Origin of the sequence: Paraperlucidibaca baekdonensis, assembly GCF_003387535.1 — a bacterium.
Lineage (GTDB): Bacteria > Pseudomonadota > Gammaproteobacteria > Pseudomonadales > Moraxellaceae > Perlucidibaca > Perlucidibaca baekdonensis.
Genome location: NZ_QUNR01000003.1, coordinates 137,551 through 161,838 on the forward strand (window position 1 = coordinate 137,551; position 24,288 = coordinate 161,838).

The window sequence follows — 24,288 nt, forward strand, 5'->3', positions numbered from 1 at the left end:
CTATTTTTTATATCCACCATAGGTTGGATTACCTGACCTATTGTGTCAGTTATTTAAGTCACTAATATCCAAGCTTGTCAGGACGCCACCTGATGGATTAGGTGAGCACACGGAGTGTGCATAGGAAGAATGCAGGATGTAATTTTCCAAGGAATTAAACACGGACGCGGTCGAACATGGATGATGCGACCATAAAAAAGGAGCCTTAAGGCTCCTTTTTTGTTTCTTCTCTACAGCGGTTTAGCGCTCAAGCAAAGCCAGCTTGTTGGGCTTGCCATCCCACTCTTTGCCATCGGCTGGGCGCTCACCAATTTCGGTGATGTTAGGCCAGACTTGTGCCAAATCCGCATTGATCTTAATGAACTCTTTTTGATCGGCCGGTAACTCATCTTCCGAGAAGATGGCGTTGGCGGGGCACTCAGGCTCACATAGCGCGCAATCGATGCATTCGTCCGGGTGAATTACTAAAAAGTTCGGGCCTTCATAAAAGCAATCCACTGGGCAAACTTCCACGCAGTCTTGGTATTTGCACTTGATGCAGTTTTCGGTAACGACAAATGTCATGGCTAAGCAGTCCCAGAGGCTAATCAATCAGCGCGTAGTTTACTGATGCCGCTTGTGTGTGGCAATTGAGTCGAGCTGAGCAATTGAATCAACAACGCTGATACATCGCGCATCTAGAGCTGCTTTTTCAGCGCGTAGACGAGCGCTAGCGCCTCACGCGGGCTAAGGTTGTCGGGATCGATATCGCGCAATGACAGCTCCACCGCGCTCGGTTGATTGGTGGCAAACAAATCCGGCTGCGGCGAGCGACTGCGGTGGGGTTGCACCGGCACGGCATTTGGCGAAGCGCTCGCTGGGGCCTCGATGGGGCTGGCGGCGCTCTGGCGAAGGCTCACGCTCTGTGATTCCAGTACGCTCAAGCGTTCACGCGCCCGGCTGATGACCTCAGCCGGCACACCGGCGAGTTGCGCGACTTGCAGGCCATAGCTTTGGCTGGCCGGGCCGGGTTTCACGGCATGTAAAAACACCACATGGCCATCGTGCTCAGCAGCGGCCAAATGCACATTGGCAACGCCGTCAAGCAAGTCGGGCAGAGCGGTGAGCTCGAAATAGTGCGTGGCAAATAAGCTCAATGAGCGACACTGCATGGCCAGATACTCAGCGGCGGCCCAGGCCAGCGACAGACCATCGAAGGTGCTGGTGCCCCGACCAATTTCATCCATGATGACTAAGCTGTTGGGCGTGGCGTTATGCAAAATCGTGGCGGCTTCGGTCATCTCGACCATAAAGGTGGAGCGACCAGAGGCGAGATCATCCGATGAGCCAATACGCGTGAAGATGCGGTCGACCGGGCCGATGTGTGCGGCGCTGGCGGGCACATAGCTGCCCATGTGTGCGAGCAGGACAATCAGCGCGGTTTGCCGCATATAGGTGGATTTACCGCCCATGTTGGGGCCAGTGACCACCAGCATGCGCTGATCGTCGTCTAGGCGCAGGTCATTGGCTGTGAAGGGTTCGCTGAGCAGGCGCTCGACCACGGGGTGGCGGCCCGCTTCAATCATCAGGCCAGGGGTTTCTAACAGCGTTGGGCATACCCAGTTGAGGGTGTCGGCGCGCTCGGCCAAGCACACCAGCGCATCAAGCTCCGCCAAGGCCTCGCAGAGGGCTTGCAGCGGCGTGAGCTTGGCCGTGATGGCATCGAGCAGGTCTTCGAACAGCTGCTTTTCGCGCGCCAAGGCGCGTGCCGAGGCCGACAATGCCTTATCTTCAAACGCCTTGAGCTCCGACGTGATGTAGCGCTCGACATTTTTCAGTGTTTGTCGGCGAATAAAATGCGCCGGCGCTTGCTCGGCTTGTAAGCGCGAAAGCTCAAAGTAGTAGCCACTGACTCGGTTATAGCCAATTTTCAGCGTTGCAATGCCTGAGTTTTCGCGCTCTTTGGCCTCCAGCGCGAGTAAGTAATCGCCGGCGTTGCTGCTCAAGCCGCGGAGCTCATCGAGATCGGCATCGAAGCCATCGGCAATGACACCGCCATCACGCAAGACCGCCGGCGGCGCCTCAACCACGGCACGTTGCAAAAGCTCGGCGAGCGCCGGTTGCGGGGCAATATGCGTGGCTAAGGTTTGAAGGCGCGTGGCGTGGCGCATGCTGAGCCAGGCCGAAAACTCGGGGATGAGTGCGAGTAAGTCGCGCAGGCGGGCCAGATCGCGCGGGCGTGCACTGCGCAATGCCACGCGCGAGAGCACGCGTTCGCCATCGCCCATATCGGCTAAAGGCTGGGTAAGTGCATCCCAGGCATGGTCACTGATGAGCTCATCGATGGCCTGCTGACGCCAGAGCAGCACCTCGCGCCGGCGAATGGGCTGGTGCAACCAACGCCGCAACAGGCGGCTGCCCATGGCCGAGCGCGTTTGATCGAGAATGCCAGCCAAGGTGCTGCGCGTGTCGCCGGCGAGGGTGTGGGTGAGTTCGAGATTGCGGCGTGTGGCGGCATCGAGCGCGAGCATATCGTGGGCGTTATCGACTTGGATGCCACGTAAATGCGGCAGCGCATTGCGCTGGGTCTCGCGGGCGTAAACCAGCAGCGCGCCAGCGGCGGCAATAGCGCTGGGCATCGTCTCGCAGCCAAAGCCTTGTAAATCATGCACAGCAAATTGCTGGCAGAGCTGGCGATGGCCGCTGTCGCGATCAAAGTGCCAGGGCAGGCGAGCGCGCAGACCGCGTTGGCCTTCAAGCTGATCGCGCCACGCCACATCTTCAGGGTAGAGCAGTTCAGCGGGCTGGATGCGCGCAAGCTCACCGAGCACGGCCTCTAGGTCGGCGAGCTCCTGCACATTAAAGCGACCGCTGGCCATGTCCAAATAAGCCAAGCCCCAGCGTGAATTGAGACACACTAGCGCCGCTAGTAGTGTGTCGCGGCGCTCATCGAGAAAGGCGTCATCGCTGACGGTGCCGGGCGTGACCACGCGCGCGACTTGGCGCTCCATTGGGCCTTTTTGCGCGCCGGGTTCGCCGACCTGCTCGCAGACCACCACTGACTCCCCGTGGCGGATGAGGCGAGCAATATAGTTCTCCGCGGCATGATACGGAATGCCGGCCATGGCAATCGGCGCGCCCGCGGACTTGCCGCGCGCGGTCAGCGTGATGTCGAGCAGGCGCGCAGCTTTTTTGGCGTCATCGAAAAACAGCTCGTAAAAATCGCCCATGCGATAGAACACCAGCTCATTGGGGTGCTCGGCTTTGATGCGAAGGTACTGCTGCATCATGGGGGTGTGTTGGGCGTTGTCGCTGCTCATGAATGCGTTAGGCCTGCGGATTGCGGGCCGACGCTATGGGCGAGCGGCCAATGACAAAGATGTGCAGGATAGCAAACCCCGGCAGCGGCGACTAACGTAAACGTTGGCGGTGCTCAGTGCGGAAATTGCGTCGCGTAACAGACCGGCGAGTTTGCGTCCTGCTGCTTATCGAGCGCCTCTTCGAGGAAGTCTGCGAGCACGCGCGCGTGTGATGTGGCTGGGTTGCGGGCGGCAAAAATTAGCGTGATGGGGCCATCTTGCGCGAAACCGAGGATGGGCATCCAATGCCCCGGCTCGGCATTGAGCTCTTGGCGATAGCGCTGGCTAAACGCCTCAAAGCGTTCTTCGCGATGGCCATACCAGGTGCGCAGCGCGGGGCTGGGTGCGGCATCTTTGCACCAGTCATCGAAGATTAGGTCGTGTTTGCTCACGCCGCGCGGCCATAGGCGGTCGACAAAAATGCGGCGGCCATCGGAGGGGCTGGCGGGCTCGTATACGCGCTTGATGTTCACCATGGCCGCCTCCTTATTGCGATGAGTCTGCGTTAGCGCTCGTTCATGCCGCCGAGACATAAATACTGCGTCTCTAAATACTCATCGAGGCCGTATTTCGAGCCTTCGCGGCCCAACCCGGACTCTTTGACGCCGCCAAAGGGCGCCATTTCGTTAGAAATAATGCCCTCGTTGATGCCGACCATGCCGTATTCGAGGCGCTCAGCCACCGACCAGATTTGTTTTAAATCGCGGCCATACAGGTAGGCGGCGAGGCCGGCTTGCGTGGCGTTGGCCAGTGCCACGGCGTGGTCCGCATCGCGCACGCGAATAAGCGGGGCGACCGGGCCGAAGCTCTCTTGCTGAGCGATCGGCATAGCGTTATCGACCTCGAGGAGCACCGTGGGTTGGTAGAAATTGCCGCCACGCGCATGACGCGCACCGCCCATGGCCAGTGTGGCGCCGGCGGCAATGCTGTCATTGACCAGACGCTCAACTTTGTCGACCGCCGCGGCATTAATTAATGGGCCAATGGTCGTGTGCTCGTCGGTGCCGTCGCCGACGACAAATTTGGCCACGGCGGCCTGCAGCTTTGCGGCAAAGGCATCGTAGATGCTGTCATGCACTAAAAAGCGGTTGGCGCAGACGCAGGTTTGCCCGGCGTTGCGGTATTTTGAGGCCAATGCGCCTTGCACGGCGGCATCAAGATCGGCGTCTTCGAGGACAATAAACGGCGCATTGCCGCCAAGTTCCAGCGACACGCGTTTGACGGTGTCGGCACAGGCAGCCATGAGCTTTTTGCCGACTGCCGTGGAGCCGGTAAACGATAATTTGCGCACCACCGGGCTTTGCGTGAGCACATCGCCGACGCTGGCGGCATGCGCGGTGGTGATGACATTGAACACGCCATCGGGCAGGCCGGCTTGTTGGGCCAGATAAGCCAAGGCCAGCGCGCACAGCGGCGTGGCTTCGGCCGGTTTGACCACCGAGGTACAGCCGACCGCCAAGGCGGGCGCGACTTTGCGCGTAATCATGGCGATGGGAAAGTTCCACGGCGTGATGGCGGCGGTCACGCCAATCGGCTGCTTGAGCGCGATTAAGCGGCGATCGGGCGTGGGACCGGGAATCACATCGCCATAGGCACGCTTACCCTCTTCGGCAAACCATTCGATAAATGACGCGCCGTAGGCGACTTCGCCGCGCGACTCGGCCAAGGGCTTGCCTTGCTCGGCGGTCATCAGCTGGGCGAGATCTTCTTGATGGCTGATGATCAGATCGAACCAGCGCTTGAGAATCTGACTGCGCGATTTCGCCGGCAGCGCCCGCCATGCTGGCAGCGCGCGTTCGGCCGCCGCGATGGCCTGCGCGGTCTCGCTGGCGCCCATATCGGGTACCTGCGCGATGATCTCGCCGGTGGCCGGGTTGTCGATGGCGTGCGTGGCGCCGGAGTCAGCAGACAGCCATTGGCCGTTGATAAAGGCCTGTTGGCGCAGCAAAGGGTTGGTAAATGCCATGGGAATCTCCGGGATTTTAAGATGGCCGCTAAACCGAGCTCAGCTCACCAGCAGCGGCAGCAGCGCCGCGCGCGTGGCCTCAGGAATAGCCACTGACTGGCTGCTGGCGCGGTCGACATAGACATGGACGAAATGCCCCACGGCGGCCGGCGTGTCGGCGTCATTGCGAAATAAACCGATTTCATAGCGCACACTGCGGGTGCCCAAATGCGCCACGCGCACGCCGGCGGTGATGCTGTCGGGGAAGGCAATCGGCGCTAAATAATTGCACTGCGTCTCCACCACAAAAGCGATTTCGCGACCGTGATGAATGTCGAGCACGCCGGCATCGATGAGGTAGCGATTTACTGCGGTGTCGAAAAAGCTGTAGTAGTTGACGTTGTTGACGTGGCCATAAATATCGTTGTCCATCCAACGCGTGGGCATGGTCAGCAGATGCTTGTAGCTGGCGCGGGTGTTGGGATTGCTCATGCGTACACCGACTCATAGATTGCCAGGGCATCGGCGAGCGTGACCTCGCGCGGGTTATTGATGAGCAAGCGCTGCACGGCCATGGCATCTTGCGCTAACAGCGGCAGATCGGCTTCGCGCACGCCATTGCCGCTTAAGGTGTGTGAAAACGGCATCTCGGCGACCAAGGCGCACATGCGCTCAATAAACGCAATGGAGGCTGGCTCGTCATCGCGGCTGGCGCTGGGGTCGAGTGCGCGCTCGAGCTCGGCATAATGGCGCGCGGCGGCGGGCCGATTAAAGCGCAGCACCGGGCTCAGCACGAGGGCATTGGTGAGGCCATGCGGCAAGTGGTAGCGGCCACCGAGCGGATAGGCGAGGGCATGAACGGCGGCCACCGGCGCATTGGCAAAGGCCATGCCAGCAAACAGCGAGCCCATCAGCATGGCTTCGCGGGCATCGGCATTGGTGGGTTCGGCGAGCACCGTGCGGATGTTATCGTGCAGGGCTTTTAAGGCCTGCAGCGCGAGGGCATCGGAGAGTGGATTTTTCTTGTGACGGCTGGTGTAGGCCTCAATGGCGTGGACCATGGCATCGATGCCGGTCGCGGCGGTAATGGCGGCGGGTAGGCCGAGCGTCAGCGTGCTGTCGAGCACGGCGATATCCGGGTAGAGGCAGCTGGAGACTACGCCCTTTTTCTCGTCGGTGGGCGTGGTGAGAATGCTGATGGGCGTGACTTCAGAGCCGGTGCCGGCGGTGGTTGGCACTTGAATGAGTGGCAGGCGTGGGCCGCGCGCCACATCCACGCCATAAATGCTGGGAATGTCTTGCGGCGTGCGCACGAGCAATGCCACGAGCTTAGCGGTGTCCATGGCGCTGCCGCCACCAAAACCAATGACGGCATCAGCGCCACTGCCGGCGGCGTGGGCCACCGCGGCTTGCACGCTGGCCTCGGGCGGATCGGCGAGCACGTCGGTATATAAGGTGTATTTGAGGCCCGCCTCATTGAGGCCTTTTAGCAAGCCGCTGGTTAAGCCGCTGCTGTGCAAAAACGCATCGGTGACAATAAACACATGCGTGGCGTTGAGGCCTTGAGCGAGCGCACCGATGCGGCCTGCACTGCCTTGCTCGCAGACGATGCGCGGGCTGGTCTCGAAGTTAAAGCTGGCCATTAAAGCGCGGCCTCTAGGACCTGGCGGCTGACTTCGGGCGTGATGGTTTGGCGCTCGCCGAGTTTGACCATGCCGTGGGCTTGCAATTGCTCAATGAGCGCGTCGATGTGTTGTACGCCTAGGTCGTAGGCACTCAAGGTGGTGGCGACACCGAGGCGCTCGAAGAATTCGCGGGTGCGCTCAATGGCGGCGCTGATGCGTTCATCGGGTGTACCAACATTGATGCCCCAAACGCGCTCGGCGTATTGCAGCAGTTTCGCCTGCTTCGCCTCGCGCTGCGTGTGCAGCATGGCTGGCAGCACCACGGCGAGGGTTTGCGCGTGGTCGAGGCCGTGCAGCGCGGTGAGCTCGTGGCCAATCATGTGTGTGGACCAATCTTGCGGCACGCCGGCACCAATGAGGCCATTGAGCGCTTGGCTGGCGGCCCACATCAGGTTGGCGCGGACATCGACATTGTCGGGTTCGCTAAAAGCGCGCGGGCCATCCTCAATGAGCGTCAGCAAAATGCCCTCGGCGAAACGGTCTTGAATTTTGCCATCGACCGGATAGGTCAGGTATTGCTCGACCACGTGTACGAAGGCATCGACCACGCCATTGCCTACTTGGCGCTTGGGCAGAGTCAGGGTTTTGGCTGGGTCCATCACAGCAAATTGCGGATAGAGTAGCGGGTTGCTGAAGGCCATTTTGCTGTGTGTGGCGCGAATGGTCACGACCGCGCCGCTATTGGTCTCGGAGCCGGTGGCCGCGAGCGTGACCACCACGCCTAGGGGTAGTGCCTGTGTGACGGCGCGTCCACGGGTTTTGAGGATGTCCATGGGCTCGCCATCGTGATGAATGGCGGCGGCGATGAATTTGCTGCCGTCCATCACTGAGCCGCCACCAACGGCGACAATATAGTCGGCGTTTTCGCGGCGACCGAGCTTGACGGCCTGCATGAGTGTCTCGAAGCTGGGGTTGGGCTCGATGCCGCCAAATTCAATAATATGACGCTCGCCGAGCGCGGCTTTGACTTCATCGAGCGTGCCGGTGGTTTTCACGCTGCCGCCGCCGTAGGTCACCAGCACGCGTGCGTTGGCGGGCACTTCCTTGCTCATTTGCGCGATCATGCCGGCGCCAAACAGTACTTTAACAGGGTTGCGGTAGCTGAAATTAAGCATATAAAAAACCTCGGTTGGGCGTCGCGATGAGCCGTTTTGGCGTCTACACTGATGCGGTGTGATGAGAAAAACTTGGTCTTGAGCATACTGTTTTGGAGCGTAAATGTCTTATCTGCTCAGCCCATGCGCGGCAATAGATGCAGGCGATAACACCTTAATCATTGCCGCTGCGCGCGTCTTGGGGTCAACGCTATTGGCGCATGGCTTGCGCGTGAGTGCGGCGGAATCGTGCACGGGTGGTGGCATTGCGCAGGCCATCACCGAGGTGGCGGGTAGCTCGGCGTGGTTTGATATGAGTTGGGTGACCTATAGCAATGCCGCGAAAACGCAGCTCGTCGGAGTGCCGGCGGTGGTCATTGCCGAGCATGGTGCGGTCAGTGAGGCGGTGGTGCGCGCCATGGCCGAGGGCGCGCGCGTTGCCTCGGGTGCTGATTGGGCGGTAGCGGTCAGTGGCGTGGCAGGGCCCAGTGGCGGCACGCCGGAAAAGCCAGTGGGCTTGGTGTGGATGGCGTGGGCTGGCCCGCAGGGAACAGTTGTGGAGTCGAATTACTGGCCAGGCGAGCGTGTCATGGTGCGTTGTCAAACCGTTTATCGGGCCCTGAGTCAATTAAATACCTTGGTGTTATCTAGCGCCGCCCATACCCGTGTGCCATAATACTGTACGAAAGGACAGCATTGGCGTATCGTCAGTGCTTCACTCATTTTGCAATGCGCTCTGAGCGCGAGGATTAAGCCTTATGAACGACAATAAACAAAAAGCCTTGAGTGCCGCGCTCGCGCAAATTGAAAAGCAATTTGGTAAAGGTTCCGTCATGCGTTTGGGCGACCAGCCAGCTACCGGCGCTATTCCAGCGATTTCCACCGGCTCATTAGGGCTTGATGTCGCGTTGGGTATTGGTGGTTTGCCGAAAGGGCGTATTGTCGAAATCTATGGCCCAGAGTCCTCTGGTAAAACCACGCTAACCTTGCAAGTGATTGCCGCATGCCAGCGCGCCGGTGGTACCGCCGCGTTTGTTGATGCTGAGCACGCCCTCGATCCGCAATACGCGGGCAAGCTCGGTGTAGATGTGGAGAATTTGCTGGTATCGCAGCCCGATACAGGTGAGCAAGCGCTTGAGATTGCCGATATGTTGGTGCGCTCCAACTCAGTGGATATCATTGTGGTCGACTCGGTGGCTGCACTCACGCCGCGTGCCGAAATTGAAGGCGAAATGGGCGACACCCACGTTGGTTTGCAAGCCCGCCTGATGTCGCAAGCGCTGCGTAAAATCACTGGCAACATTAAGCGCTCAAACTGTTTGGTGATTTTCATTAACCAAATTCGTATGAAGATTGGTGTCATGTTTGGCAGCCCTGAGACCACCACCGGTGGTAATGCGCTGAAGTTCTACGCCTCGGTGCGTATGGATATTCGTCGTATTGGTGCGGTCAAAGAGGGTGAAGAAATCGTGGGTTCTGAGACCCGTGTAAAAGTGGTGAAAAACAAAGTCGCCCCACCCTTTAAGCAGGCAGAGTTCCAGATTTTGTATGGCCAAGGCATTAACCGTCAGGGTGAGATTGTCGACTTAGGTGTGAAGCTCGGCCTGGTTGATAAAGCCGGTGCTTGGTATGCCTATCAAGGCAATAAAATTGGTCAGGGTAAAAGTAACGCCTGTAACTTTTTGAATGAAAATCCGGCCATCGCGAAAGAGATCGAAGATCAGATTCGCGATCAATTGATTGGACCAATCAGCGCATTGCCTGAAGATGCGGATGAGATTGATTCTGTAGAGGCAGCGGGTCTTTAAGCCTTTATGGCGGGTTTCGGTTTTAAGCGTGGCGGCGCGTCAGACGAGCCGCTCACGCCTGAACAGGTGTGGAATAAACTGCTGACCTGGCAAACTCGTCGTGAACATACGCAACATGAGTTGCGCGCAAAGCTTGCGATGTATGCGGTAGACGAGTCGTTGATTGCTCAGTCTTTAGCAAAGCTATGCAACTACGGTTTGCAGGATGATCAACGTTGCGCTGCTGGCATTGTCCGAAGCCAGTTATTACGTGGGCGGGGACAGCGTGCTATTTCGCAGCGTTTGCAGCAAAAAGGTTTGGCTGCTGATCATCCGGCCCTCGCAGAGCAAACAGAGCATGTCGACTGGGTTGCTGAGGCGACGGCACTCCTGCATCGACGCTTTGGTAGTGCACCGGCAGATGGTCCTAAAGCGCAGGCAAAGCGCGTGCGCTTTTTACAATATCGAGGCTTTAGCTTGTCGCAGGCGATTGAAGCGATGAAAGCGCCTGTAAGCGATTAAGTTGGTGCTTGCGAGCGCTTCAAACGTCGGATTTACTGCGAAAATCAGTCAACTAACGCTATAATCACCGGCTATTTACAGTCGCCAGTATGCCGATCGCGCATGCATGGCAGGTCTAATTGGTTCGGAGCGGTAGATGAAAAGCGCTGATATTCGCGAAGCTTTTTTGCAGTTTTTTGAGCAGAAAGGTCACACCCGTGTGGCATCAAGCTCACTGGTGCCAACCGACGATCCCACGTTGCTGTTTACTAACGCCGGCATGAATCAGTTCAAGGAGTGTTTTCTTGGCCTCGATAAGCGCAGCTATACACGTGCGGTGTCATCGCAAAAGTGCGTGCGAGCTGGCGGCAAACATAACGACTTAGAAAATGTTGGCTATACCGCGCGGCATCACACGTTTTTTGAAATGCTCGGTAACTTCAGTTTTGGCGATTATTTCAAGCAAGACGCCATTGACTTTGCTTGGGAGTTTTTAACCAGCGCCGAGTGGCTCAATATTCCCAAAGATAAGCTAACCGTGACGGTGTATGCCAGCGACGACGAAGCCTACGATATTTGGCAAACGCGTATTGGCGTTCCGGCTGAGCGCATTATCCGCATTGGTGATAACAAAGGTGGCGCATACGCCTCTGACAACTTCTGGGCGATGGGCGATACCGGCCCTTGTGGACCCTGCAGTGAAATTTTCTATGATCACGGCGCCGATATACCCGGTGGCCCGCCAGGCTCACCCGATGAAGATGGCGACCGCTTCATTGAAATTTGGAATAACGTCTTCATGCAGTTTAATCGCACCGCCGATGGCGTGATGCACCCGCTACCGGCTCCGAGTGTGGATACCGGCATGGGCTTGGAGCGGATTTCAGCAGTCATGCAGCATGTGCATGCAAATTATGAAATCGATCTGTTTCAGTCGTTATTGGCTGCCTCAGCGCAAGCCATTGGCTGTGAAAACAACAGCCAAGCATCACTGAAGGTGGTTGCTGACCACATACGTTCATGCGCCTTTTTGATTGCCGATGGTGTTCTTCCTTCAAATGAAGGGCGTGGCTATGTCTTGCGTCGCATTATTCGCCGAGCCTGCCGACACGGCAATAAATTGGGTGCAAACGGCCCATTCTTCTCTCGCATTATTGATGCACTAGCCGCTGAAATGGGTGATGCCTATCCGCAGTTACGTGAGCAAGCTGCCGACATTGCGCAGGCGCTATTGGCCGAAGAAGAGCAGTTTGCTCGCACGCTAACGCAAGGCCTGCGGATTTTAGATGCCGACTTGGCTGAATTGGTAGGGACGATTATTCCGGGGCCCACAGTTTTCCGTCTTTATGACACCTACGGTTTTCCAGTGGATTTAACCGCAGATATTGCCCGCGAGCGTGACTTAAGCCTCGACATGGCGGGTTTTGAGGCAGAAATGCACGCTCAGCGCGAGCGTGCACGGGCCAGCTCACGCTTTGACATTGACTACAATGCCTTGATCACACTCGACGGCGATACCGTGTTTGTTGGTCATGAACACACCGCAAGCATGGCCACTGTGCGGGCGATATACCGTGATGGTCAGCGAGTGGGTGAGGCTAACGTCGGCGAAAATGTAGCGATTGTCTTAGATAAAACGGCATTTTACGCCGAATCGGGCGGTCAAATCGGTGATGCCGGAGTGATCAGTGCGCAAGGCTTGCGTGTTGATGTCCGCGATACCAAAAAAAGTGGTCTGCACCATGTTCATCATGCGCTCGTCACTGAGGGTGTGTTGCGCGAGGGCTCAGCCGTTGAGGCGGAAGTGGATAATGCCACTCGTCGTGCGACAGCACGAAATCATTCGGCCACGCACTTATTGCACGCGGCATTGCGTGAGATTCTCGGCAAGCATGTTCAGCAAAAAGGCTCACTGGTGACCTCCGACTACTTGCGCTTCGACTTTTCTCATCCTGAAGCGATAGCGCCGGAGCAACTACGCGCTGTGGAAGCCCGCGTTAATGAGCACATATTGGGTAATACCGCAGTACAAACCGAGTTGACTGATATCGAGACAGCCCGTACGCGCGGCGCCATGGCGCTGTTTGGCGAGAAATACGGCGATGTGGTGCGTGTGTTGAGTATGGGTGAGGCGAATTTTTCGGTGGAATTATGCGGCGGCACACATGTGGCGCGCACTGGCGATATTGGCCTGCTGCGCATCACCAGTGAGTCTGGCGTTGCCGCCGGCGTTCGGCGTATTGAGGCGCGCAGCGGTTTAGCAGCAATGGCTTGGCTGAACCAAGGTGAGCAAACCTTAGCTGAGGTCGCCGCCTTGGTGAAAACCAATCGTGACAGCGTTACCGGCAAGGTGCAGCAGTTGCTTGAGCGTCAGCGAGAATTAGAGAAGTCCGTTGATCAACTCAAAGCGAAAGCCGCGGCGACAGCTGGTGCAAACTTGACCGCTCAAACTGTTACGGTTGCTGGTGTGCCAGTTTTAGCTGCCCGTCTTGATGGCGTAGATGCTAAAGTACTCCGCGAAAATGCCGACCAATTACGCAATCAGCTGGGCGATGCGGTGGTGCTATTGGCCAGTGTCATTGATGCCAAAGTCAGTCTTGTTGCCATGGTGAGCAAGGCGCTGACGGCTACGATTAAAGCCGGAGATTTAGTTAGCTTTGTTGCGCAGCAAGTCGGCGGTAAAGGCGGTGGTCGCCCTGATATGGCCATGGCGGGTGGCACGGAGCCAGAAAATCTAGAGCAGGCACTGGCTTCGGTTGAGGCTTATGTCGCATCGAAAATGGCAGCACCAGAGCGCTAGGCTTTGGCATACATGACAAGCGCAGCCACGCTGACGCTGTGCAGTGAATTGTTGAGAGAAATGATATGGCGTTGATTGTACAGAAATACGGTGGCACATCGGTGGGTACCCCCGAGCGCATTCAAGCCGTGGCTGAGCGTGTGAAGCGCTGGCATGACCAAGGCGACCAGATTGTTGTGGTGGTATCGGCCATGAGTGGCGAGACCAACCGCTTGATAGGCCTCGCGAAAGCTATTAGTGAAGAGCCTGCGGCGCGCGAGATGGACGTGATGCTGTCGACCGGTGAGCAAGTTACTATTGCGCTGCTGTCGATGGCGCTCATGGAACTTGGTGTTGATGCGCGCTCGTATACCGGCCCGCAGGTGGCTATCCGCACCGATAGCTCACACATGAAGGCGCGCATTGAGTCGATTGATGATGCGCGCATTCGTGCCGACCTCGACGCCAATCGCGTGGTCGTGGTGGCTGGTTTCCAAGGCGCAGATGCGCTTGGCAACATTACCACTTTGGGCCGCGGCGGCTCAGACACCACCGGCGTGGCGCTAGCTGCCGCTTTGGGCGCTGCCGAGTGTCAAATTTATACCGATGTCGACGGTGTCTACACCACTGACCCGCGCGTGGTGCCGCAAGCGCGTCGCCTCACAACCATCACCTTTGAGGAAATGTTGGAGATGGCCTCGCAAGGCTCGAAAGTCTTGCAAATTCGTTCGGTAGAGTTTGCCGGCAAATACAATGTGCCTCTTCGTGTGTTGTCGAGCTTTGGCGAAGGCGAGGGTACTTTAATCACTGTTGATCATGCAGAGGACGATATGGAAAAGCCCGTTATTTCCGGGATTGCCTTTAACCGCGATGAGGCCAAACTGACCGTGCGCGGCGTGCCCGATACTCCAGGCATTGCTTCGCGCATCCTAAGCCCCATTGGTGAGGCCAATATTGAAGTCGATATGATTGTTCAAAACGTCTCGGCGGATAGCACGACTGACTTTACCTTCACCGTGGCGCGTGGCGACATGAAAAAGGCCATTGGCGTGCTAGAAAAAGTCGCCAAAGACGTGTCGGCACGTGAAATTGTCGCCGACAGCGACATTGCCAAAGTGTCGATGGTGGGCGTCGGCATGCGCTCACATGCCGGTGTGGCGAGCAAAATGTTTGAGGTGTTGGCGAAAGAAAACATCAATATTCAAATGATTTCGACGTCAGAAATTAAAATTGCGGTAGTTATTGCTGAAAAATATTTAGAGCTGGCTGTCCGGTCGTTGCATTCGGCCTTTGATTTAGACGCGCCGGCATCATAAGCTGCGTTTCTGAAAATCGGTATGCGAGTTGTGTCACTGGGCGAAGGAGTGTCCCCAAGGTGTCATTATTGAGGCGTTACTCCTCGCGACCAAATACTAATGATCTTTGCCTTTGCGTCAGGTCAACATTTTGGAGTGGTGAACATGTTAATTTTAACCAGACGGGTGGGTGAAACCCTCATGGTCGGTGACGAGGTCACCGTAACCGTGCTCGGTGTTAAGGGCAATCAAGTTCGTATCGGTGTCAATGCGCCGAAGCATATTGCCGTGCATCGCGAAGAGATTTATCAACGCATTCAGCAAGAAAGACCAGCCGATGATGCCGAGAGCAGCACCGACTAGGTCGTTAAGCGAGTTATCGGCGGGATGCGTTGCTGAGTATCTCGCTAATTTTTTGGTCTTTTTCGGACCAAAGCGCCGCAATCCATTGGTGATAGCGGCTTCTGAAGGCTGAGTCCGACTCATAATCCCCCGCGAAAAACTCGCTGGGGATAGTGATTTCACGCACATCAACGACGACGCGCCGCACATCCCCGCAAAGAAACTCCCAAAATCCCACCGAGCCATCGGGATAAACAATCGTAATATCGAGCAGGGCATTGAGTCGCTCGCCAAATGCGGTTGTGGCAAAGGCGAAGCCACCCGACTTAGGTTTGAGCAGGTGCTGATACGGCGAGTTTTGGCTGGCTTGTTTCTCAGGCGTTAGGCGTGTGCCTTCCAAAAAGTTCAATACCATTACTGGTAAGTCTTTGAACTTCTCGCAGGCTTTACGTGTGGTCTCCATGTCTTTGCCTTTGAGCGATGGGTTCTTCAACACTTGAGCTCGTGTAAAGCGCTTCATAAATGGGTAGTCCAAGCCCCACCACGCCAGGCCCAGCAGCGGCACCCAAATTAACTCCTGCTTCAAAAAGAACTTAAAAAATGGCGCTTTGTAGCCAAATGCGCGCATCAGGACAAAAATATCATTCCATGATTGATGGTTCGCGCAGGCTAAGTACTGGCCGCGCCGGTTGAGATTGGCCGGCAAGCGAATATCCCAGTCAATACGCATTAGGTGGTTGGCATAAAAGCTATTGCATGCCGCCCACGATTGCGCCAATAAAGACATCAGGTCTGACAGCGCATGACGCACGGGCTTAATGGGTAGCAGGAGCTTGAGAATGACCAACGCATACAGCGGTAATACCCAAAAAATCGTATTTGCAAGCAACAAAATGGCCATCAATAGACCGTGGAGCGGCCGCGGTAAGAAAGAAATCATAAACGTACTCAGTCCATATTGAGCGTAAAGTGTGACAGCCTCTGGGCGCTTGGCAAGTATTATGCGTTGACAGCTGCGTCTCGATACATGTTTACCCTGCCGTTGCGACTAAAGTCATGCTAGTTTGCGTATCGGCAAAATGAGCCCGCGCGCTCACGTCTGCTCCAATCAAGTATTCGCTATTAAAGAGAGTCGTTCATGACCCAGTCATTTTCGCAGGCGCTGATGCGCAATTTCCTTGGTCATTCACCGCTATGGTTTAAATGGACAATTTTGGCATTCCTCGCCATAAACCCCGTGCTGATGTGGCTGCTGGGTAGCTACATCACTGGCTGGATCATTGTCGGTGAGTTTATTTTTACCTTGGCCATGGCCTTGAAATGCTATCCCTTGCAGCCGGGTGGGTTGTTGGCCATCGAGTCGGTACTGATTGGCATGACCAGCCCCGAGACGGTCTACACCGAGGTCTCGCATAACCTACCGGTATTACTGCTGCTGATGTTTATGGTGGCCGGTATTTATTTTATGCGTGATGTCTTGTTGGTGATGTTTACGCGCTTACTAGTGACCGTGCGCTCGAAAGTGCTGCTATCGCTGCTATTTAGTTTGGTGGCGGCGATTTTGTCGGCGTTTTTAGACGCGCTCACGGTAACGGCGGTCATCATCAGTGTGGCGGTGGGCTTTTACGGTGTCTATCACCGTGTGGCATCGGGCAAAACGGTGCATCACGACAATGAGCACCATGACGCTAGCGATGATGGCAATGTTGAGCTGCATCGCAGCGATTTAGAGCGCTTTCGCGGCTTTCTACGCAGCTTGTTAATGCATGCCGCCGTGGGCACCGCGCTCGGTGGTGTCTGCACCTTAGTCGGTGAGCCGCAAAACCTTCTGATTGCAAAAGTGGTGGGTTGGGACTTTGTGGGCTTCTTTATGGCGATGGCACCGATCAGCTTGCCGGTGCTTGTTGCTGGCCTGATGACCTGTGTGCTGCTGGAGAAAACACGTTGGTTTGGTTATGGCGAAAGGCTGCCAAGCGCCGTGCGTATTGTGCTGACTGACTTTGCCCAACGCGAGCAAGAACGACGCACCATGCAGCAGCAGGCAGCGCTCATTGTGCAATCAGTTGCGGCGATTATTTTGGTTCTGGGCCTGGCATTTCACGTTGCTGAGGTGGGTCTGATTGGACTGCTGATTATTATTCTGACGACCTCGCTCAATGGTGTCACCGAAGAGCATCAAATCGGTAAGGCCTTTGAAGAAGCGCTGCCATTTACGTCATTGCTGGTGGTGTTTTTTGCCATTGTTGGGGTGATCCATGATCAGCATTTATTTACGCCGATCATCAATGCGGTGCTGGCCATGCCGTTGGATATTCAGCCCACCATGTTTTTCATCGCCAATGGTGTGCTTTCGGCAATCAGCGACAACGTCTTTGTGGCCACGGTCTATATCAGCGAGGTGAAAGCAGCGTTTGATAGCGGCAGTATCTCGCGTGAGCATTTTGAGCACTTAGCCATTGCCATTAATACCGGTACCAACTTGCCCAGCGTGGCCACACCCAATGGTCAAGCAGCATTTTTGTTTTTGTTGACCTCGGCGATCGCGCCCTTGGTGCGTTTGTCTTACGGCCGCATGGTGATTATGGCGCTGCCATATACCATCGTCATGAGTGCTGTTGGGTTGCTGGCCATGATGGCGTTTACCGGTAGCGTATAAAGCATGGCGGTGCGCAGCAGTTTAGCCAGCATCAACGAAGTCACGGCCGACGAATGGGATGCGCTGTTTGCGGAGAGCCAGCCATTTTTAACGCATGCGTTTTTAAGCAGTCTCGAAGATAGCGGCTCAGTGAGCGCTGCCACTGGCTGGCAGCCGGCGCATCAGGTGTTGCGCGCTGATGATGGCGGTTTGCTGGCCGCTGCGCCGAGCTATATCAAAAGTCATTCGTGTGGTGAGTACGTCTTTGATTCGGGATGGGCCGATGCGTGCTACCGCGCGGGCATTGCCTATTATCCGAAATTGCTCACCGGCATCCCCTTTTCGCCGGTGACCGGCGCGCGCTTTGGCGGGGCTGTGGCTGATCAGCAAGCCTTGCAGGTCGCCGTGAGTGAGTGGTTAGGTGCCGAGCCATTATCGAGCTGGCACATCAACTTCACATCGACAGAGCAGTCACCTTGGTTGGCGCAAGCGCCGACGTTATTAGCGCGCGAGGGCGTGCAGTTTCATTGGCACAATCCGGGCTGGCGTGATCTGCAAGACTACCTTGATGCCTTGCGCGCATCGAAGCGTAAGAAGTTCCGCCGCGAAATGGAGGTGGTGCAGCGCGCGGGCATTGGCTATGACTGCTTAGCGGGCCATGAGCTCAGCGAGGCGCAATGGGATTTTGTCTACACCTGCTACAGCAATACTTATCATGAGCGCGGCCAGCTGCCGTACTTAACGCGGGCATTTTTCAGTCTGCTGGCTGAGCGCTTGCCTCATGCTATTCGCGTGTTGATTGCCTCGCGCGGCCATACGCCGGTAGCCATGGCATTTTACTTGGTTGACGCCGAGCGTCTCTTTGGGCGGTATTGGGGTGCGGTTGAGCGCATCGACTCGTTGCATTTCGACGCCTGCTTTTATCAAGGCATGCAGCTTGCGATGCGTGAGGGCGTGATGCATTTCGATGCCGGTGCGCAGGGTGAGCACAAGCTCTTGCGAGGCTTTCGGCCAGTCATCACGCATTCCTGGCATCAGCTCAAGCACCCAGGGCTGCGCCAAGCTGTGGCTGATTTTGTGGGCAATGAAGCGCACCAGGTTCGCGCCTATGCACACGATGCCGAGGCGCATTTACCCTATCGCCAAGATAGCGAGGCTTAGCGCAGCAGTAGCAGCGGGCTTTGGCAGTGGCGAAGCAGCGCGGTGGTGGTGCTGCCAACAAAAAACTGCCGCAGCCGCGAATGACCATAGGCACCCATCACCACCGCGTCGAGGCCATGATCCGCTTGATAGGCCAAGATGCCGCGGCTGACATCCCCTGGGCGAATCGCCACGCTGGTATCGATGCCTGCTTTCAATAGCTGGGTTTGTGCCCATTGCAGCTGAGCCTGCGCGTCTAGGGTGTCGGCGCCGATCATCAGCAAATGCACGGGGAGGCCGGCAAACAGTGGGTTATGCATGAGAAATTGCACGGCTTGGCGACTGCTGGCACTGCCGTCGTAGGCGAGTAACACGCCAGTTTTTGGCGGCGCGAAGTCATCGGGAGCAATGAGAATGGGGCGATGCAGCGCGCGAATGACATTTTCCACATGGCTGCCAATGTGGCGATGCTGATGCGCGCTAAGGTCGCCATGACGGCCCATAATCAGCAGCGACATGGTCTCGCTGAGCTCGAGTATGCATTCGAGGAGGTCGCCGTGGCGCTGGCGCGCGGTGGCATTGATGCCGCGCGCTTGTAGCCGCGTTTTGGCATCGGCGAGCAATGCTTCACCTTGCTCAAGCGCGAGCTTGCTGCGCTGTTCATCGAGTTCGGCTAGCGCCACCAGCAAGTGCTCGCGGCTCCCAAGACCAATGCTGCCGCTGAAATCGCTGACCACCGGGTAGTGCGTATGATCAAGCACGTGCAGCAGCGTCACGGCCGGCTCTGGCTGACTTGCCACTGCCCAGGCGGCGGCATCACAGACCGCGGCGGTGGCCGGCGAGCCATCAATACAGGCAATAAACTCGGGCATCATACACTCCTGCGCGATTGAATTTCGGCTCGCAATCGCGGCCATTAATGCGCCTTAAATGGGTCAGCCGCCTCCGGTTTATCGTGCAAACCAAAGCGGTCGACAATAGTGGCGCTGGCCTCATTAAGGCCTAAAACATCCACCGTAGTCCCATCGCGGCGTAGCTTCAAGACCACTTTGTCGAGTGCGGCCACTGACGTGACATCCCAAAAATGCGCGCGCGTGAGGTCGATCACCACGTGACTGATGGCTTCTTTAAAGTCGAAGGCGGCAATAAAGCGATCGGCTGAAGGAAAAAATACTTGGCCGGTGACGCGATACGTGCGGGTTTTGCCATCGTCGCTGAGAAGCGACTCGATATACAAAAACTGTGCGATTTTATGCGCAAAAAATAGCGCCGCCAGTAGTACCCCGACCAACACGCCATAGGCAAGGTTGTGGGTGGCAACCACTACCGCCACGGTGCTGACCATGACGATATTGGTCGACAGTGGGTTTTTCTTCATGCTGCGCAATGAGTCCCAGCTGAACGTACCAATCGAGACCATAATCATCACCGCGACCAAGGCGGCCATGGGGATGCGCGAGACCCATTCGCTAAGAAACACCACCATTAACAGCAGCACAAAGCCGGCAGTGAACGTCGATAGGCGCGTGCGGCCACCCGATTTCACATTGATGACGGACTGGCCAATCATGGCGCAGCCGGCCATGCCGCCAAACATGCCGGCGGCTAAATTCGCCACGCCCTGGCCTTTGCATTCGCGATTTTTATCACTCGGGGTGTCGGTGAGGTCATCCACAATGGTCGCGGTCATCATCGATTCGAGTAGGCCAACCACGGCCAGAGCCGCCGAGTAGGGCAGGATGATCCAGAAGGTCTCGAGGTTTAGCGGAACCTCGGGCCAGAGGAAAATCGGCAGGGTATCGGGCAGCTCACCCATGTCACCCACGGTGCGGATATCGATGCCCAGCGCCAGTGCCACGCCGGTGAGCGTGAGAATGCAGACCAGCGGTGAGGGAATCACGCGGCCAATTTTTGGCACATAGGGAAATAGGTAAATAATGCCCAAGCCCGCGGCAGTCATGGCATAGACCGGCCAACGCACATCGGTGAGTTCTGGCAGCTGCGCCATGAAAATCAAAATCGCTAGCGCATTCACAAAGCCGGTAACCACCGAGCGCGAAACAAAGCGCATCAGGCTGCCGAGTTGCAGATAGCCCGCAATAATTTGCAGCACGCCGCAGAGCAGCGTGGCGGCGAGCAAGTATTGCAAGCCATGCGTTTTAACCAGCGTCACCATGAGTAGGGCCATGGCGCCGGTGGCGGCGCTGATCATGCCTGGGCGACCGCCAACAAAGGAGATGACCACGGCAATACAAAATGAGGCGTAAAGCCCAACTTTCGGGTCCACGCCGGCGATCAAGGAAAAGGCAATGGCTTCGGGAATCAAGGCGAGTGCGACCACGAGGCCAGCGAGAAAATCAGCGCGCGGGTTAGACAGCCATTGCTGCTTGAGGGTTTGGGTCATGGAGCATCCTACACAGGGGCGTCGGTTCAGCGGGGCGCGTAGGATACCGGATTCTGAATCGGTTGACATTTTACGGTGAATTTAAGCAAATAAGAATTGATCGCATTAGCATTTCGTGTAAGATTCTCGCCATCTACTGAGGAGTGCTTTGTATGTTTCTGAAATCACCGTTGGCTCAAGCAGTTGCCCTAGCGCTGTCGGCCTCACCCGTATTGGCCGCTGAAGCCCCCAAAACTTTGCCTGCGGTATCAATTACTGCCGCCGCCGAGCTACCCACCGATGGCTATCAAGGCGTAGGCAGCAGCTCCTCGCTGAAAACCAATACGGCGCTGAAAGACACGCCGCAGTCGATTAGCGTGATTAGCCGCACTCAGCTTGATGACCAGTCGGCGCAAAGCCTGGCCGATGCCGTGAAATACACACCGGGCGTAAGTTTTGCGCAAGGTGAAGGTAATCGTGATGCGGCAATTATTCGTGGCAACACCACGACTGGCGACTTTTATGTCGATGGCCTGCGCGATGACGTGCAATACTACCGCGACCTCTACAATATTGATCGCGTTGAAGTTTTGCGCGGCGCTAACGGCTTGGCATTTGGTCGCGGTGGCAATGGCGGTGTCATTAATCGGGTGCAAAAAGAAGCAGGCTGGTCGCCGGTGCGAGAACTGACTCTCTCAGGTGGCAGCTTTGGTCATGCGCGCGGTGCATTAGATATTGGTGGCGGCTTGAGCGAGCGCGTTGCGGGCCGTGTCAATGTGGTCACGGAGCAGTCCGACAGCTTCCGCGATGGTGTCGATTTACGCCGCAATGGCCTCAGCCCAACGTTGACCATCCAAGCCACGGATGCCACAAAAATCGTGCTCGGCGCTGAGTATTTCAACGATAAGCGTGTTACCGATCGCGGCATTCCCTCGCAAAATGGCAAGCCATTTGCCACCGATGAGTCCACGTTTTTCGGTAATGCCGCGCAAAGCCCGACTGAGACTACGGTGACGGCTTTAAATGCCAGCATTGAACACCGTTTTGATAACGGCGTGGTGGTGAGCAACAAGACCCGATTTGCCGATTACGATAAGTATTATCAGAATGTTTACGCCAATAGTGCTGTGACTGCTGGCAACTTAAATCTGGCCGCTTACCGTGAAGATACGCAGCGCCAAAACCTGTTTAACCAAACCGATGCGATTTTTAATTTCACGACTGGAAAGGTTAAGCATCAGCTAGTCACTGGCATAGAGTTAGCGCGTCAGGACTCTGAAAACTTCCGCATCAATGGTGTATTTCCAGCTAACGCCAATACCACAAGCATCTCGGTATCGGCAGCAAATCCTATTGCCACAGCCGATTTCTCAGGTCCCCGTGCTCGCGATCGCGACACCGTCGTCAGCACCGTCTCGATTTATGCGCAAGATCAAATCGCGATCAATGAGCAGTGGGACGTGATTGTGGGTGTACGTCGTGACCGCTTTAAAACTGACTTCGATGACGTGCGCAACAACTTCCAAGCCACGGTCACCGACACCGAGTTATCGCCTCGCGCGGCGCTGATTTATAAACCACGCCAAGACGTGTCGCTCTATGCCAGTTACAGCCAAGCATTTCAGCCACAAGCAGGTGATCAGCTCACCGGCCTCGATGCGCGAACCAGCAATTTCGTGCCCGAAGAAAGTGTCAACCACGAGCTCGGCGCTAAATGGGACGTTAATGAGCGCTTGAGTGTTAATGCAGCGCTGTATCGCACCGTGCGTGACAATATCGCGGCCACTGATCCTTTGGATAACCAACGTAGAATCCTCATCGATAACACGGTGGTCAAGGGCGTGGAGCTTGGCGTACAAGGGCGCATCACGTCGAAGTGGCAAGTGGTCGGTGGCTACGCTTACGCCGACAGTGCTATTAAAGAGGGGCAGCGCGGCATTGCCGCGGGTAATGAAACATCACAAACGCCACGTCACAGTTTTTCGCTGTGGAATCGCTATGACCTCAATGAGACATATGGTGCCGCTTTAGGCGTGGTGAGTCGCAGCGAGATGTTTGCTCTCGACAACAACAGTGTGGTGCTGCCGGGCTACGCGCGTGTCGATGCGGCATTTTATATGCAGGCAAGCAAAGACTTGCGATTGCAACTCAATGTGGAAAACCTCTTGAATAGCGACTATGTGTTGAGTGCTCACAACAACAACAACATCAGCCCAGGCTCGCCCACCAATGCGCGCGTAACGGCGGTGTATTCGTTCTAAGCGTTGCAAACTAAAAAAGCCCTGATTCGTCAGGGCTTTTTTATGAGAAAACCTCTCCGACTTAAGTCTAGTGCTGAATATTTCTGGTCGTGACTGATCAGTCGTATTATCGTGCCGCCTGAGTTTTTACGGAGACGCGCGATGAAGTATTCGAAAATTGCCGGCACTGGCAGTTATTTGCCTGAGCGCATTGTCACCAATAGCGAGCTGCAAACTACCATTGAGACCAGTGACGAATGGATTGTCTCGCGCACCGGCATTGAGGCGCGCCACATTGCTGCCGAGGGTGAAAAAACCACCGACTTGGCTGAGCATGCCGCGCGCGCCGCTATGCAGTCGGCGGGCGTGTGTGCTGATGATATCGATTTGATCGTGGTGGCCACGACCACGCCCGACAAGGTGTTTCCGAGCACGGCGTGCTTGCTGCAGGCGCGTTTGGGCGTGAAACAGGGCGCGGCCTTTGATGTGCAGGCGGTATGCACCGGCTTTGTTTACGCGCTATCGGTAGCCGATAAATTCATCGCCTCCGGTCAGCACCGCTGCGCCTTGGTGGTCGGCGCGGAGATATTTTCGCGCTTACTCGACTGGAATGATCGGCGTACTTGTGTGCTTTTCGGCGATGGCGCCGGCGCGGTGGTACTAAAAGCCTCAGAAACACCCGGCATTTTATCGAGCCATTTACACGCTGATGGTAGCCAAGGCCATATTTTACAGGTCGATGGCGGTGTATCAGCTGGCCGTTTGGCCGACAACCCCTATTTGCAAATGGATGGCAGCGCGGTGTTTCGTCTGGCCACGCGCGTGCTGCATGAGTGCGCCACCGAGGCGTTAGCGCACAACGGCTATGGTGTGGCCGACTTGGATTGGCTGGTGCCGCATCAGGCCAATATGCGCATCATCAATAGCACCACCGATAAGCTCGGCTTAGCCCGTGAGCGGGTCATTACCACCGTGGCTAAGCATGGCAATACCTCAGCGGCCTCGGTGCCTCTGGCGCTCGATACCGCTGTGCGCGATGGTCGCATTCAGCCTGGGCAGTTGGTGCTTGTTGAGGGTGTGGGTGGTGGCATGACCTGGGGCTCGGTGTTGTTTCGGTTTTAAAA

Annotated in this window: 20 protein-coding genes; 10 read left to right on the top strand and 10 right to left on the bottom strand. The window is 56.4% G+C overall.

From position 1 onward, the window contains the following. Nucleotides 1-240: 240 nt before the first annotated feature. The 7 genes from fdxA to DFR26_RS07235 all read right to left on the bottom strand — a co-directional run bounded on the left by fdxA (nt 241) and on the right by DFR26_RS07235 (nt 8,083). Nucleotides 241-564 carry a ferredoxin FdxA gene (gene fdxA / locus DFR26_RS07205; protein WP_116208294.1) on the bottom strand — a complete coding sequence of 108 codons (324 nt, stop codon included), beginning with the start codon at nt 562-564 and terminating at the stop codon, nt 241-243. A gap of 113 nt (nt 565-677) precedes the next feature. After that, nucleotides 678-3,299 carry a DNA mismatch repair protein MutS gene (mutS, locus tag DFR26_RS07210; protein ID WP_116208295.1) on the bottom strand — a complete coding sequence of 874 codons (2,622 nt, stop codon included), beginning with the start codon at nt 3,297-3,299 and terminating at the stop codon, nt 678-680. Nucleotides 3,300-3,412: 113 nt separating this feature from the next. After that, nucleotides 3,413-3,814, bottom strand: coding sequence for a DUF488 domain-containing protein (locus DFR26_RS07215; protein WP_116208296.1), 402 nt, complete (start codon nt 3,812-3,814; stop codon nt 3,413-3,415). A gap of 29 nt (nt 3,815-3,843) precedes the next feature. After that, nucleotides 3,844-5,304 (bottom strand): NAD-dependent succinate-semialdehyde dehydrogenase, encoded by a 1,461-nt coding sequence (locus DFR26_RS07220; RefSeq protein ID WP_116208297.1) that lies wholly within the window; start codon nt 5,302-5,304, stop codon nt 3,844-3,846. A gap of 39 nt (nt 5,305-5,343) precedes the next feature. Beyond that, complete coding sequence (locus DFR26_RS07225; RefSeq protein WP_116208298.1) at nt 5,344-5,775, bottom strand: acyl-CoA thioesterase; 432 nt, start codon at nt 5,773-5,775, stop codon at nt 5,344-5,346. Next, on the bottom strand, nt 5,772-6,926 hold the full coding sequence (locus DFR26_RS07230) for an iron-containing alcohol dehydrogenase (RefSeq protein WP_116208299.1): 1,155 nt from the start codon (nt 6,924-6,926) through the stop codon (nt 5,772-5,774). Before DFR26_RS07230 ends, DFR26_RS07225 begins: the two co-directional genes overlap by 4 nt. Then, nucleotides 6,926-8,083 (bottom strand): iron-containing alcohol dehydrogenase, encoded by a 1,158-nt coding sequence (locus DFR26_RS07235; RefSeq protein WP_116208300.1) that lies wholly within the window; start codon nt 8,081-8,083, stop codon nt 6,926-6,928. Before DFR26_RS07235 ends, DFR26_RS07230 begins: the two co-directional genes overlap by 1 nt. Nucleotides 8,084-8,186: 103 nt before the next feature. Here DFR26_RS07235 and DFR26_RS07240 point away from each other — a divergent pair, with 103 nt between their 5' ends. The 6 genes from DFR26_RS07240 to csrA all read left to right on the top strand — a co-directional run bounded on the left by DFR26_RS07240 (nt 8,187) and on the right by csrA (nt 14,787). Then, nucleotides 8,187-8,738: a CinA family protein gene (locus DFR26_RS07240; protein WP_116208301.1), complete on the top strand. Its 552-nt coding sequence runs from the start codon at nt 8,187-8,189 to the stop codon at nt 8,736-8,738. Nucleotides 8,739-8,820: 82 nt separating this feature from the next. Continuing rightward, nucleotides 8,821-9,870 carry a recombinase RecA gene (gene recA, locus DFR26_RS07245; RefSeq protein WP_116208302.1) on the top strand — a complete coding sequence of 350 codons (1,050 nt, stop codon included), beginning with the start codon at nt 8,821-8,823 and terminating at the stop codon, nt 9,868-9,870. 6 nt (nt 9,871-9,876) lie between these two features. Continuing rightward, entirely contained in the window at nt 9,877-10,371 is a 495-nt protein-coding gene (locus tag DFR26_RS07250; protein ID WP_116208303.1) for a regulatory protein RecX, read from the top strand. Between the two features lie 136 nt (nt 10,372-10,507). After that, a complete protein-coding gene (gene alaS, locus DFR26_RS07255) occupies nt 10,508-13,150 on the top strand; it encodes an alanine--tRNA ligase (RefSeq protein WP_116208304.1) in 2,643 nt (880 codons plus the stop codon). Nucleotides 13,151-13,215: 65 nt separating this feature from the next. Continuing rightward, nucleotides 13,216-14,445, top strand: a complete 1,230-nt coding sequence (locus DFR26_RS07260; protein WP_116208305.1) for an aspartate kinase — start codon at nt 13,216-13,218, stop codon at nt 14,443-14,445. A gap of 144 nt (nt 14,446-14,589) precedes the next feature. Beyond that, nucleotides 14,590-14,787, top strand: a complete 198-nt coding sequence (gene csrA / locus DFR26_RS07265; RefSeq protein ID WP_116208572.1) for a carbon storage regulator CsrA — start codon at nt 14,590-14,592, stop codon at nt 14,785-14,787. A gap of 13 nt (nt 14,788-14,800) precedes the next feature. Here the strand turns inward: csrA and DFR26_RS07270 are convergent, their stop codons facing one another. Then, the gene (locus DFR26_RS07270; RefSeq protein WP_116208306.1) at nt 14,801-15,706 is read right to left on the bottom strand and encodes an acyltransferase; all 906 of its coding nucleotides are present in this window, start codon (nt 15,704-15,706) and stop codon (nt 14,801-14,803) included. 198 nt (nt 15,707-15,904) lie between these two features. Between DFR26_RS07270 and nhaB the strand changes: the two genes are divergently transcribed. Then, nucleotides 15,905-17,422 (top strand): sodium/proton antiporter NhaB, encoded by a 1,518-nt coding sequence (gene nhaB, locus DFR26_RS07275; RefSeq protein WP_116208307.1) that lies wholly within the window; start codon nt 15,905-15,907, stop codon nt 17,420-17,422. Nucleotides 17,423-17,425: 3 nt separating this feature from the next. After that, nucleotides 17,426-18,562, top strand: a complete 1,137-nt coding sequence (locus tag DFR26_RS07280) for a GNAT family N-acetyltransferase (RefSeq protein ID WP_116208308.1) — start codon at nt 17,426-17,428, stop codon at nt 18,560-18,562. On the opposite strand, the gene DFR26_RS07285 is transcribed toward DFR26_RS07280, so the two are convergent. Continuing rightward, nucleotides 18,559-19,413: a universal stress protein gene (locus tag DFR26_RS07285; RefSeq protein ID WP_116208573.1), complete on the bottom strand. Its 855-nt coding sequence runs from the start codon at nt 19,411-19,413 to the stop codon at nt 18,559-18,561. The two genes, DFR26_RS07280 and DFR26_RS07285, sit on opposite strands and share 4 nt — an antisense overlap. 44 nt (nt 19,414-19,457) lie before the next feature. Then, nucleotides 19,458-20,945: a SulP family inorganic anion transporter gene (locus DFR26_RS07290; RefSeq protein ID WP_116208309.1), complete on the bottom strand. Its 1,488-nt coding sequence runs from the start codon at nt 20,943-20,945 to the stop codon at nt 19,458-19,460. Nucleotides 20,946-21,097: 152 nt separating this feature from the next. Between DFR26_RS07290 and DFR26_RS07295 the strand changes: the two genes are divergently transcribed. Both DFR26_RS07295 and DFR26_RS07300 read left to right on the top strand, forming a co-directional pair. Continuing rightward, nucleotides 21,098-23,185 (top strand): TonB-dependent receptor, encoded by a 2,088-nt coding sequence (locus DFR26_RS07295; RefSeq protein ID WP_116208310.1) that lies wholly within the window; start codon nt 21,098-21,100, stop codon nt 23,183-23,185. Between the two features lie 141 nt (nt 23,186-23,326). Further along, complete coding sequence (locus tag DFR26_RS07300) at nt 23,327-24,286, top strand: beta-ketoacyl-ACP synthase III (RefSeq protein ID WP_116208311.1); 960 nt, start codon at nt 23,327-23,329, stop codon at nt 24,284-24,286. The last annotated feature ends 2 nt before the right edge of the window (nt 24,287-24,288 follow it).

Coding starts and splice junctions, on each gene's coding strand:
- fdxA (WP_116208294.1), bottom strand. CDS start 564: ATGACATTTGTCGTTACCGAAAACTGCATCAAGTGCAAATACCAAGAC.
- mutS (WP_116208295.1), bottom strand. CDS start 3,299: ATGAGCAGCGACAACGCCCAACACACCCCCATGATGCAGCAGTACCTT.
- DFR26_RS07215 (WP_116208296.1), bottom strand. CDS start 3,814: ATGGTGAACATCAAGCGCGTATACGAGCCCGCCAGCCCCTCCGATGGC.
- DFR26_RS07220 (WP_116208297.1), bottom strand. CDS start 5,304: ATGGCATTTACCAACCCTTTGCTGCGCCAACAGGCCTTTATCAACGGC.
- DFR26_RS07225 (WP_116208298.1), bottom strand. CDS start 5,775: ATGAGCAATCCCAACACCCGCGCCAGCTACAAGCATCTGCTGACCATG.
- DFR26_RS07230 (WP_116208299.1), bottom strand. CDS start 6,926: ATGGCCAGCTTTAACTTCGAGACCAGCCCGCGCATCGTCTGCGAGCAA.
- DFR26_RS07235 (WP_116208300.1), bottom strand. CDS start 8,083: ATGCTTAATTTCAGCTACCGCAACCCTGTTAAAGTACTGTTTGGCGCC.
- DFR26_RS07240 (WP_116208301.1), top strand. CDS start 8,187: ATGTCTTATCTGCTCAGCCCATGCGCGGCAATAGATGCAGGCGATAAC.
- recA (WP_116208302.1), top strand. CDS start 8,821: ATGAACGACAATAAACAAAAAGCCTTGAGTGCCGCGCTCGCGCAAATT.
- DFR26_RS07250 (WP_116208303.1), top strand. CDS start 9,877: ATGGCGGGTTTCGGTTTTAAGCGTGGCGGCGCGTCAGACGAGCCGCTC.
- alaS (WP_116208304.1), top strand. CDS start 10,508: ATGAAAAGCGCTGATATTCGCGAAGCTTTTTTGCAGTTTTTTGAGCAG.
- DFR26_RS07260 (WP_116208305.1), top strand. CDS start 13,216: ATGGCGTTGATTGTACAGAAATACGGTGGCACATCGGTGGGTACCCCC.
- csrA (WP_116208572.1), top strand. CDS start 14,590: ATGTTAATTTTAACCAGACGGGTGGGTGAAACCCTCATGGTCGGTGAC.
- DFR26_RS07270 (WP_116208306.1), bottom strand. CDS start 15,706: ATGATTTCTTTCTTACCGCGGCCGCTCCACGGTCTATTGATGGCCATT.
- nhaB (WP_116208307.1), top strand. CDS start 15,905: ATGACCCAGTCATTTTCGCAGGCGCTGATGCGCAATTTCCTTGGTCAT.
- DFR26_RS07280 (WP_116208308.1), top strand. CDS start 17,426: ATGGCGGTGCGCAGCAGTTTAGCCAGCATCAACGAAGTCACGGCCGAC.
- DFR26_RS07285 (WP_116208573.1), bottom strand. CDS start 19,413: ATGCCCGAGTTTATTGCCTGTATTGATGGCTCGCCGGCCACCGCCGCG.
- DFR26_RS07290 (WP_116208309.1), bottom strand. CDS start 20,945: ATGACCCAAACCCTCAAGCAGCAATGGCTGTCTAACCCGCGCGCTGAT.
- DFR26_RS07295 (WP_116208310.1), top strand. CDS start 21,098: ATGTTTCTGAAATCACCGTTGGCTCAAGCAGTTGCCCTAGCGCTGTCG.
- DFR26_RS07300 (WP_116208311.1), top strand. CDS start 23,327: ATGAAGTATTCGAAAATTGCCGGCACTGGCAGTTATTTGCCTGAGCGC.